At 59.4% G+C, this 10158-nt stretch carries 14 protein-coding genes and 1 pseudogene; 10 read left to right on the plus strand and 5 right to left on the minus strand.

All coding sequences use genetic code 11. The features are described 5' to 3' along the window. From ACH2EH_RS17545 to ACH2EH_RS17590, 10 genes and pseudogenes are all read left to right on the plus strand, one after another. A pseudogene (locus ACH2EH_RS17545) lies at window positions 1-431 on the plus strand (hypothetical protein); the annotation flags it as partial. Window positions 432-619: 188 nt separating this feature from the next. Then, window positions 620-2023 carry a PQQ-binding-like beta-propeller repeat protein gene (locus ACH2EH_RS17550; RefSeq protein WP_395143612.1) on the plus strand — a complete coding sequence of 468 codons (1404 nt, stop codon included), beginning with the start codon at window positions 620-622 and terminating at the stop codon, window positions 2021-2023. 2 nt (window positions 2024-2025) lie between these two features. Beyond that, entirely contained in the window at window positions 2026-3162 is a 1137-nt protein-coding gene (locus ACH2EH_RS17555) for a phage tail sheath family protein (protein WP_395143614.1), read from the plus strand. Between the two features lie 91 nt (window positions 3163-3253). Next, entirely contained in the window at window positions 3254-3445 is a 192-nt protein-coding gene (locus ACH2EH_RS17560) for a hypothetical protein (RefSeq protein WP_395143615.1), read from the plus strand. 95 nt (window positions 3446-3540) lie between these two features. After that, on the plus strand, window positions 3541-3981 hold the full coding sequence (locus ACH2EH_RS17565; RefSeq protein ID WP_395143616.1) for a hypothetical protein: 441 nt from the start codon (window positions 3541-3543) through the stop codon (window positions 3979-3981). Beyond that, window positions 3978-4994 carry a hypothetical protein gene (locus ACH2EH_RS17570; protein WP_395143617.1) on the plus strand — a complete coding sequence of 339 codons (1017 nt, stop codon included), beginning with the start codon at window positions 3978-3980 and terminating at the stop codon, window positions 4992-4994. Before ACH2EH_RS17565 ends, ACH2EH_RS17570 begins: the two co-directional genes overlap by 4 nt. After that, entirely contained in the window at window positions 4991-5425 is a 435-nt protein-coding gene (locus tag ACH2EH_RS17575) for a HEAT repeat domain-containing protein (RefSeq protein WP_395143618.1), read from the plus strand. Before ACH2EH_RS17570 ends, ACH2EH_RS17575 begins: the two co-directional genes overlap by 4 nt. Window positions 5426-5446: 21 nt before the next feature. Further along, a complete protein-coding gene (locus ACH2EH_RS17580; RefSeq protein ID WP_395143620.1) occupies window positions 5447-5812 on the plus strand; it encodes a VOC family protein in 366 nt (121 codons plus the stop codon). Window positions 5813-5834: 22 nt separating this feature from the next. After that, a complete protein-coding gene (locus tag ACH2EH_RS17585; protein ID WP_395143621.1) occupies window positions 5835-6233 on the plus strand; it encodes a VOC family protein in 399 nt (132 codons plus the stop codon). A 1-nt stretch (window position 6234) separates the two neighbouring features. Continuing rightward, window positions 6235-6612 carry a hypothetical protein gene (locus ACH2EH_RS17590; RefSeq protein WP_395143623.1) on the plus strand — a complete coding sequence of 126 codons (378 nt, stop codon included), beginning with the start codon at window positions 6235-6237 and terminating at the stop codon, window positions 6610-6612. Here ACH2EH_RS17590 and acpS read toward each other — a convergent pair. From acpS to ACH2EH_RS17615, 5 genes are read right to left on the minus strand one after another with little or no spacing between them, the layout of a single operon-like run. Next, a complete protein-coding gene (gene acpS, locus ACH2EH_RS17595; protein ID WP_395143625.1) occupies window positions 6609-7010 on the minus strand; it encodes a holo-ACP synthase in 402 nt (133 codons plus the stop codon). The genes ACH2EH_RS17590 and acpS overlap by 4 nt on opposite strands. A gap of 2 nt (window positions 7011-7012) precedes the next feature. Further along, on the minus strand, window positions 7013-7948 hold the full coding sequence (gene trxB / locus ACH2EH_RS17600) for a thioredoxin-disulfide reductase (RefSeq protein WP_395143627.1): 936 nt from the start codon (window positions 7946-7948) through the stop codon (window positions 7013-7015). Continuing rightward, on the minus strand, window positions 7945-8091 hold the full coding sequence (locus tag ACH2EH_RS17605; protein ID WP_395143628.1) for a hypothetical protein: 147 nt from the start codon (window positions 8089-8091) through the stop codon (window positions 7945-7947). Before ACH2EH_RS17605 ends, trxB begins: the two co-directional genes overlap by 4 nt. A 9-nt stretch (window positions 8092-8100) precedes the next feature. Next, on the minus strand, window positions 8101-9468 hold the full coding sequence (locus ACH2EH_RS17610; RefSeq protein WP_395143630.1) for a CPBP family intramembrane glutamic endopeptidase: 1368 nt from the start codon (window positions 9466-9468) through the stop codon (window positions 8101-8103). 10 nt (window positions 9469-9478) lie between these two features. Next, entirely contained in the window at window positions 9479-10048 is a 570-nt protein-coding gene (locus ACH2EH_RS17615) for a tetratricopeptide repeat protein (RefSeq protein WP_395143631.1), read from the minus strand. Between the last annotated feature and the right edge of the window lie 110 nt (window positions 10049-10158).

Consider the following 10158-nt stretch of genomic DNA (forward strand, 5'->3'; position numbering starts at 1 on the left):
TTGTCATCTTGTCACCGGTGTTGAGGGTCATCGTCGTCAAAAGGCTTGTCAGGCAGGCCAAGGAACGCTACAGGGTGCGTGATTTACCGGAAACTAGAGAACAAATATCAGTAATTCTTGCAGGAGATTTATTCGTCAACCTCGCCTACGTTGGTTTTACCCAATACGCGCCTATTGAGCACTGGGGAGCGGAGCAGATTGAGATGATTCGCGCACGGCGTGCGGGGGACTTGTCGGACGAGAGCTTGGACTGGTACGAAGAGACTGCCCCCCAGATTGCGGCTTTTTCCTGCCTTGCTTTGGGAGCATTACTCGGTGCCTACCGCCGTGGCACAATTGGTGATGTGGAGTTCCTGCACGGTGATGTATTGCTCCCCGGCTTTATCTTGTTGAATCTCGAAAGAGTGGAGCAGCTAACCCAGCCTGCGTGATGATGAACGCGCTCTCCCGCCCGCCGGTTGAAAACGGCGTCTGAGGGCGCAAGCGCCAAGAAGTCGCTCCGCGACTGCCGATTCTCGGGTGGATTTAATCGCGGAGCGATTTCTCAGCCGAAGGCTCATAGACGCCGCTTTTAATCGGCGGTCGGATTCGGCGGATCACCCTCAGGTATAGTGTGCCCATGAAAACGCTTTTGACACCACTGATGTGTGCGCTGCTTCTGGCAACATCCCAAGTTCATGCCCAGGAAAGCGCCTGGCCGCAGTTTCGCGGGCCGAGTGCGAATCCGGTGGGGACGAGTGCGCTGCTGGCGGATCGCTGGAGCAAGACTCAGAATGTGGAGTGGTCGCAGGTGATTCCTGGGCGCGGGTGGTCATCGGCGATTGTGACGGGCAATAAAGTCTTTCTGACCACCGCCACCACCGACGGGAAGTCCAAGGTGCCACAAAAGGGAACCGAGTACAGCAACGAGTACGTCGCCGAGCTGATGAAGAAGGGGTTCAGCGAGGAAGAGGTGATGAAGAAGGTCAACGAGCGGGACTTTGAGATGCCCGACGAAGTCCAGCTTCATTACTTCCTCTACTGCCTGGATCTCAAGAGCGGCAAGGTGGAGTGGAAGAAAGAGTTCTACACGGGAAGGCCGCCGGGCGGGCGGCACCGCAAGAACAGCTTTGTCTCCGAGACGCCGGTCACTGACGGCAAGTCTGTCTATGTCTATGTGGCAAATTTGGGGGTATGGGCCTTTGATCTTGCGGGGAAGCAAGCGTGGAAGACGTCGCTTGAGGTGAACCCGATTTATTTAGAGTTTGGCACGGGCAGCTCGCCGGTGCTGGCGGGGAATTTGCTCATCTTTCTCACGGATAACCAGAAGCAGCAGTATCTGGCGGCACTCGACAAGAACACGGGCAAGCAGCTCTGGCGCACCGACCGAGATCTCGGCCCCAAGGAGATGCACTCCGGCTGGGCGACCCCGTTTGTCTGGAAGCACGCGCTCCGCACCGAGCTGGTGACCGTCGGCCCTGAGGTGGCGGTGAGCTACGACCTGAACGGCAAAGAGCTGTGGCGCCTCTCGGGAATGTCCGCCGCCCCGATTCCCATGCCCTTCGCCTACGAGGGTCTGCTCTACCTCAATGGCGGACGGGGGCGGCCTCTGTTTGCGGTTCGTCCGGGGGCTTCGGGCGACATCTCACTCCCGTGCGGCCAGACCTCCAACGACTTTGTCGCTTGGTCTCAGGCACGCGGCGGCACCTACTTGCCCTCATCCGTGGCCTACCAGGGCGGCATCTACGCGCTCAGTGAGACAGGAATCCTGAGCCGCTTCGACGCTAAGACCGGAGTGCAGACCTACAAAGAGCGCCTCGACCCGAGCGCCAACGCCTTCACGACGTCGCCTTGGGCCTACAACGGCAAGCTCTTCTGCCTGAGCGAGGAAGGCCAGACCTTCGTGGTCGCGGCGGGCGAAAAATTCAAGGTGCTGCACACCAACCCGCTGGGCGAGATGGTACAGGCATCGCCCGCCCTGATCGGAGAGCGTTTATTAATCCGAACCGAGAGCAAGCTCTATTCGATTCGCCGTAAGAAGTAACCATGCCATTCCCTGAAAATCAAGAAATCGCCGCTGTTACAACAGCAACTTCCATCGTCGCTGTTGCAACAGCGATTCCTGCCTTTATTGGCTACACGGCAAAGATGCCTGCAGGGGCGATGGGATTTCAAAGAGTGCGCTCACTGGCCGAGTTTGTTGGTCTGTTTGGAGAGAGCGTAATGCCGGGCTATCTGTTCCTCTCGATGAGGCTTTTCTTTGCCAACGGCGGGGGGACAGCCTATGTGTACTCGCTGGGCTCCCGAGGGGCAAACAGTGCGGCACCGTTTCTGAAGGCACTTCTTGCGCTGGAGAAGCAACCTGATCCCACGCTTCTGGCGTTCCCCGATGCGGTGCTCTTGGACTCGGCACAGCTCCAGAGCCTCCAGCTCGCCGCGCTGGCGCACTGCGCGAAGGTTCGCAATCGGTTCTGCATTCTCGATGTCCCCAAGGAGAGTAGCCTGCGCAATATCGAGGCGTTCCGTGCAACACTCACCGGGGAAAACCTCTCGTATGGGGCGGTCTACGGGCCGTGGGTACGCGTCAAGGAACGAGCAGGGAGTGCACTCCCTGCCAGTGGGGCGGTTGCGGGTATCTACGCCAGTGTTGATGCCCAGCGGGGTGTCTGGAAGGCCCCCGCTAATGTCAGCCTATCAGGAATTGTAGGGCTCACGGAGACGATCACCGACCAGGAGCAAGAGCGGCTCACCATCGATTCCCAGGGAGGTAAGTCCATCAATGTCCTGCGGGCGTTCTCTGGCAAGGGGATCCTAGTCTGGGGATCTCGGACACTGGCAGGCAACGACAACGAGTGGCGCTATGTCCCGGTTCGACGGCTATTTTTAATGGTGGAGGAGTCCCTGCGCCGTGACACAGCCGCACTGGTCTGGGAACCCAACGATGCCAACACCTGGATCAAAACCAAAGCCCAGATCGAGCGTTTCCTTAGCGGCCTCTGGCGGCAAGGCGCTCTGGCGGGTGCAAAGCCAGAGCAGGCATTCTTTGTAAGTGTTGGGCTGGGCTCCACGATGACACGACAAGATATTCTGTCGGGCAGGTTATTGATTAATGTTGGGCTGGCTCCTGTACGCCCCACCGAGTTTATCATTTTGCGCTTTTCCCTCAAATTACAAGAAGCCTGAGTAGAGCACATGGCATTTGACCTTTGAGGGCTGTTATAATGTGCGGAAGCGCCCTCGGACAACACTGAGGGAGTACTAGAGAGAAGATCAAATGGCAACCTACGAATGTTCGAAGTGTGGAATGAGTGTGAATGCGACCTGTGGAAAATGCGACGCACCACTGGTGAATGACAATTTAGTCCTTCCGGATGGGAAATCCGTGCAGATATCCAAGTGCCCCAATGGGCATGGAAAGATCAAGTCGCCCCTGTGCTGTGGTGAGGACATGACCTGCAAAATATAAGGAGTGTCGCTTGTAGAGAAATTGTCCTTGGGCATGCCCAGCGGTATCCCCAGTGGGAAATTGCCGATCTCTACAAGCTGCTCCACCAAGCCGCGATGGGAGCGGAGCACGCACTGACCAATGAAGCCGGTGTCCGAGACTGGCTGACGCACGAGCTTGCCGAACTACAGCCCGACACCGGGCCAGAGGAGCCGCTGATTGACCCAATCTCCTCTGATGAAGGCCAGCTCGTGCGAGTGCACCTACGCCCCTTTGTGCGGCTCGCGCTCGACTCGGAGCTTCTCCTTCAGGCGTTCTTCCGCACCGCAACCCAAGTCAAGCCCGCCCCAGAACGGCTTGTGACATCTACCGAAACGGCGGTGCAGCTCGCCCAAGAGGGGCTTTTGCCCTTCAGTTCCGAAGCCCTGACGGCGTTCTTCACCGAGCGTCGGGCGCAAAATTTCCCCGCCTTCCATCACTCCGCTGTCTTTCGCCAGCACTACCAGCCCGCCTACCGGGTCGTGGCGCGGGCGCTCCTGCCTGAGGAACTTCAATGATGCTCAAGCCCATTCCCCAGCTCGCTGCCTGGGAGGCGCACATGACCGACTGCGCTAAAATCATCGCCGCACAGCCCGGCTCGGTGGATCATAGTGCCTGCACACGCCCTGGCTGCAAAGTGCTTAACGAGAGCCTGGCATGGTACTACGATGGCAACCGAGTCTTTCGCCAGATCGCCCGCTATACCAAAGACCGCGCTTGGCTAGAGGCGGCAAAAAAGTGCCGCCTCTACTACCGCTCGTATCTCAGCTGCCCCACGGTGGGTCACTACGTGGACGGCTGGCGCAACTTCACCAAGGGCTTCTTCCTCAACGCCACAGAGGACAACGACGCCACCGCAAAGCAAGATGTCTTGCTGATCGCACGGCGCGGGAAGTTCTCGCAGCCGCAGCACAGAGCGGATATCGCGGGCTGGCTCACCACGCCGTCGTTTGTGGATGCCGGCCGGGAGATCGCCTACGCCATCAGCGCCTGGAGCGCATCAAAAGCGCTGGGCGACCAGGAGTTTGCCAGGCGCGATCCGTATCTCGATATCGCCTACTTCCAGCTCGACACGTGGCGGGCCTACCTCCAGGGCTATCCCGCCAGCAAGTACCCCGGCGAGCCCGGTGCCAAGTTCCAGCCCTTCATGTTCGCCCTCACCGCCGAGGCCCTGATCGAGGTCTACCAGCGCCCCGACACATCGCAAGCCGATAAAGAGAAGATCCGCACCAAGCTCGAAGCCGTCGCACGGCTTACCTACGACAAGCTCTACAGCACCCCAAACCACGCCTTTATCGCCAACACGGGAAACCCCACCACCTACTGGCCCGCCATAAACTTACTCATCGTGCCCGTCTACGGCTGGCTCTGGCACGAGACCGGCGCGCCGTATTTCCTAGAGGCGGGCGATAGAATCTTCGCCGATGGCGTGGTCTACGGCTGGCCCGAGGTCTGGGGGGGTAAGCAGTTCTCCCAGAACTACCGCTGGAGCTTCGACTACGTCGCCTGGCGGCAGCAAGCCCCCAAATGAAAGCCCTCTCCCCGGATACCCGGCGACGGATTGCGTGGCATCTGGTGAACCTGGCCAGCGATGACAATGCCACGGCGACCCAGGCGGAGCTGCGGCTCCTGCGCTTTGGGAAAAAAGCCATCAGGCAGCTTCTGGAGCTCGTTGCCAGCGAGAACCCATGCGTGCGGTTTCGGGTTGTCTACCTTCTGGGCAAAACCGGTGAGCAGGAACTCTTCCCCATGGTTGCCTCATTTATCCACGACCCCGACGCTCATGTGCGCTACGATGCAGTCATGTCGCTGGGCTATCTGGGCGACCCACGCGCCATTCCGCTGCTGGAAGAGCTGGCGACGCAATCGGACGATCCCGCCTGTGTCGCCAGTGCGGCCTGCATGAGCCTGGTACAATTTGGGATCGACCGGAGCCCAGACGAAAATCACACAGATGTTTGATAAAATGATATACTTCGCTTCATGAATCCACTTCTCAATACCATCATCATCTACGCCCGCGATATGCAGCGCACGGCAGCGTTCTATGAGCGCTATTTTGGCTTTACCACGACGGGCGAGATTGTCGAAGGACTGATCGAGCTGGCGGCTCCGACGGGCGGGGCGAGTATTCTGATTCACCAGGCGGCCAAGAGCGTGAAGCTGGGGCAGGTAGGGGTGAAGCTCAGCTTTTCTGTGCCCGATGTTGAAGCATTTAAGGCAAGCTCCGCCGCGCTGGGGCTGGAGTTTGGGAGCACACACCAGGCCAACGGCTACGTTTTCGCCAATGCCAAAGACCCCGACGGCAACTCCGTGAGCGTCTCTAGCCGCGCCTTTCGCGTTCTCTAGCACCTGTGTTACAATCTAACAAATGGCAACTCATGGTCTGAATCACGTTAACATCCGCGCCGACCGCGCGCTACTTGACGCACTGAAAGATTTCTACTGCGACATTGTCGGGCTACACGAGGGCTTTCGCCCCCCGTTTCCGGGCTTTGGCTACTGGCTCTACGCCGAAGGTGCAACTGAGGCCGCTGTCATGCACCTCTACGAAGCAGAGCCGGGGGAAGTCCGGCAAAAAGACGCACCCACCTACTTCGACCACTTCGCCTTCGACTGCACGGACTCTGTGGCGGTTGAGGCGCTACTCCAACAGCGTGAAGTATCCTTCCACAAGACCACGATTCCGCTTACCGGCCAGCTTCAGCTCTTTGTGGTAGACCCCGCCGGAAATCGCGTCGAGCTCAACTTCGGCACCCCAGCGAGCTGAGATGGCACTTGACTTTCGTTATCCCTCGCCTGATGATCGCTATGGCTTTCGGATCAGCTCCTGGGAAGCGCGGATGTCGCACTGGATCGAGTCCGCCGAGCTGATCGAGGTCAGCACCGAGGAGCATGTCTTCAGCTTCTCAGACACCAACTGGTCACTGGACAATGCCGTCTGGGACAGCCCGAGTGTGGTGCGCTTAACCGTGCGCAAGTACCCAGGCAACCACACGCCCCCCGACTTCACCGTCGTGCTGGACTGTGAAGCCAAGACCGTTACTGTAGACGGTGTGCCCGTCGCCAAACCTCACTTAGTCGAGTCCTATCTGGACGAGCAGGTACGCAAGGGACGTCAGAAACCCAAGAGTCACCTGCCCGGCTAGCTCCCCACCGACTCGACCAGCACAGCAAACGCACAGGCGATCTCGGGAAGGTGGGTAAGCGAGATGAGAATCTTGCGCCCCGCGGCTTTCTCGGCGGCTTTTCCCGTGAGGGAGATGCTGGGCGCACCCGACATCGCCCGCTCGACACAGATTTCTTTAAACGCCACGCCACCGCCTAGGCACTTGATCACAGCCTCTTTGGCCGCGAAACGCGCCGCGATATGGGGTGCGGGGTCGGGGCGGGAGAGGCAGTAGACGGCCTCGCTCTCGGTGAGAATACGCTTGACAAAGCGCTCAGGAAACTCCCCAAGTGCCTTGCGAATGCGCGGCACATCGGTAAGGTCCACGCCCACTGCAACCACGGCTCCCCCGCCGGGCGGGGGCAGGGGGGGCTGCATCGCTAGTGGCTCTCTTCGGCCTCAATAAAGCGAATGGCTTCGATGGCGGCCATGCACCCCATCCCCGCCGCCGTCACGGCTTGCCGGTAGACCGTGTCGTAGACATCGCCTGCGGCAAAGCAGCCCTCAACGGGAGTTTTTACGCCGTCGGTAACTAAATAGCCCGCGTCGTCCATGGGAAGTTGGCCTGTGAAGAGGCTTGTGTTGGGCTGGTGGCCAATCGCGACAAAGACCGCACCGACGGCCAGCTCGCTTAGCTCGCCGGTCTTGAGGTTCTTCAGGCGCACACCGGTCACTTTTCCCGTGCCCCCATCCAGAATTTCGTCCACGCCGCTGTCCCAGGCGAACGTGATCTTCGGGTTTTTGAGCGCACGATCCGCCATGATCTTGCTGGCACGGAGCGTGTCGCGGCGGTGGATCACGGTCACCGACGTACACATCCGCGTCAGGTACATCGCCTCCTCCATCGCCGTGTCGCCCCCCCCCACAACGGCGACATCTTTACCACGCTGAAAATAACCATCGCAGGTTGCACACGCGGAGACGCCTTTATTTTGGAGCCGCTGCTCGCTCTCGATACCGATCCACTTGGCTGATGCACCCGTGGCAATCACCAGCGTTTTCGCGTGAACGGTCTGATTTGCGCTCGTCTCGATCACAAAAGGCCGCTGTGACAGATCCACTTTGGTGATCCAGTCAATGCGTACCTCGGTGCCAACACGCTCGGCCTGCTCCCGCATGGCATCCATAAGATGGGGGCCTTCGATGGGATTGGCGAAGCCGGGGTAATTCTCCACTTCCGTGGTGATCGTGAGCTGACCGCCAGGCTGGGGGCCTTCAAAGACTAAAGGTTTTAGTTCGGCACGGGCGGCGTAGATAGCAGCCGTCAGCCCCGCGGGGCCGCTGCCAATAATGACGATATCGCGTAGTTCGCTCATTGTTCCAGTTTCTGCTGAACCTGCTCCGGAGAGAGGCCCGTAATTTTTATGCTTTTGTCGCGGCTGGTCTCGCCGCCCACCAGGGTGAGCTGGCTTTTCTTTATTTTTAATGCCTCTGCCATAGTTACAGTTGCCTCCGCCATAGAGTTCCGTCACTCCCCAAAAAGTGCGCTGAGCAGAAGAAAGGTGGCGGTGTTCTGTAAGAAGTGCGCGACCATTCCCGGCACGACACTCTGGCGCAGGTGGCGCATGATCCCAAACGAGACACCAAGTCCTAGAATCGAGAGCCAGTCCTGCATCGGGTGCACCGAGGCAAAGATTACGGCGGAGAGCACGATACTCGGGACGCCAGAGAAGCGCCGTCGTAGGCCGGTAAAGAGTGCGCCCCGGAAAAACAGCTCCTCAAAAAGCGGGGCAAAGAGCGACGCGCTGGCAAAGAGTAGCCCGCGCTCCCAAACCGTCGTGCTCCCCGTCAGAAGCGGCAAGAGTGCATTGGGTTCCGTGTTTGGGTTGTTGCGGAAGAGCACTCTGGAGAGGGCTCCCAGGGCAATTGTCAGGGGCAGTGTCATGGCGTAGCCCGCGATCCCGTAGATGATATTCGTGCCCAGCCGCGCCCGTGTCCAGCCCAGTTCACTCAGGGACGCCCCCCGCTTCTTCGCCTGAACGACCACATAGTACACGGCCAGTGCGCCCATCCCCGCCTGGAGCACCACTTGCAGCGGAACCTGTGCAGGATGCAGAGAAAGCCCTGAAATCACCAGGCTCACCAGCAAAGCCCCGGCTCGGTAGATCGCCAGATAGAAGACAAAGCCATCCAGCAAATCGCCCCAGCCCAGCCGTGCCTCCTCGGGCTCAGGGACACGTCCCAGCAGATGCCACTCGCGGCGCACGGCCACAAACACGGCAAACAACAGCAGTCCCAGCCCGATCACACTCAAGAAAATCCCTGCCAGCACTAAGGAAGCCATGCGCCAGAGTGCGCTGTGCGCCTGGGCATCGCGGCGGGCTCTGGCAGCGGCGGCAGTGCGCGTGTTCCTCTGGGTCTGGTAGAGATCCGCCAGCGCCTGGTGCGTCAGAAAGCCCAGGTGCATCGCCTTGAGCTGCGCCTCGGCACCTGCGGGAAGCGCTGTCGGGGTTGGGCTGTAGAGGGCGCGCCAGAGGGGACGCTCTTTTTCCGGAAGCCTCTTGAGCAGCGCCTCATCCAGTGGCACAGGCGGCACTGTGAGCTGGCTCGCCAAAATCAGCGCTTTTCGCACAAGGGTGGGGTCGGCTTCTTTGAGCGCAAACTGGCGATATAGCCCGTGTGCCTGTCCCAACATGCCCTCATTGACGAGCTTCAGGCCGTAGTGCGTGATGAGAAGACGCTCGGCTTCGAGGGAGCCCTCAAACGCCGCCCCGGAGAGCCGATACCGGGCGGGCGTGGCGCTTTTAGGGGAGCGGGGAGCGAGCCGTGGCCCCAATAGCATGCTTGCTACCAGGAGCACAAGCCAGAGATAGATTGTTTTTGGGAGCGTCTGCACGCCAGCCTACCTACTTGCCCGTCTTGAGCCGCTCCTCAGCGTCCTTGAGGTTCTTGGAGCCCGCCGGAAACTCGGGGAACTTCGCCACGACCTGCTTCCAGACCTGAACGGCATCCTCTAACTTGTTGAGCTTGCTGTAGCTATGAGCGAGCATCGTGTAGCTTGTCACTCCCACGCCGCCGATCTTGATGGCTTTCTGGAAGTAAGGCACCGCAGCGGCATAGTTCTTCGTCCGAAAGAGCTGCTGCGCCATCTCGCTGTTGAGTGCGCCTGGCTTCTTAGAGCGCCGCGTACCGTACTCCAGAAATGCCTCCGCGGAGGCACTCTCGCCCAGGCTCCAGAGCAAGTAACCTCCCGAGCTATAGGCCTCATCGAAGCTCTGGTCCGCCTCAACACAGACACGGCAGAGCGAGACCACGCGCACGTAGTCGCCATCGTGGAAGTACCTATCGCCCACTTCCCAGAGACCTTCCACCAGGGCATCCACCATGCCCCGTACTTGAGTCTGTGAGGGACTTTTTTTCCGTACGGTGCTCTTGGTAGTAGGCTTTTGCGAAGGCTTCTGTGGAGCTTTTTGCATGAGGCATTGTACCAGTTATCCACAGGTTATCCACAGGCCGGAGTGAGTTAGCCGGGGTCGGTCTGAGGAATGGCCTTGACACCAAGGGCAAATATAGATTAGCATACATA

Source organism: Armatimonas sp. (genome assembly GCF_043760365.1).
In the GTDB taxonomy this organism is placed as follows: domain Bacteria; phylum Armatimonadota; class Armatimonadia; order Armatimonadales; family Armatimonadaceae; genus Armatimonas.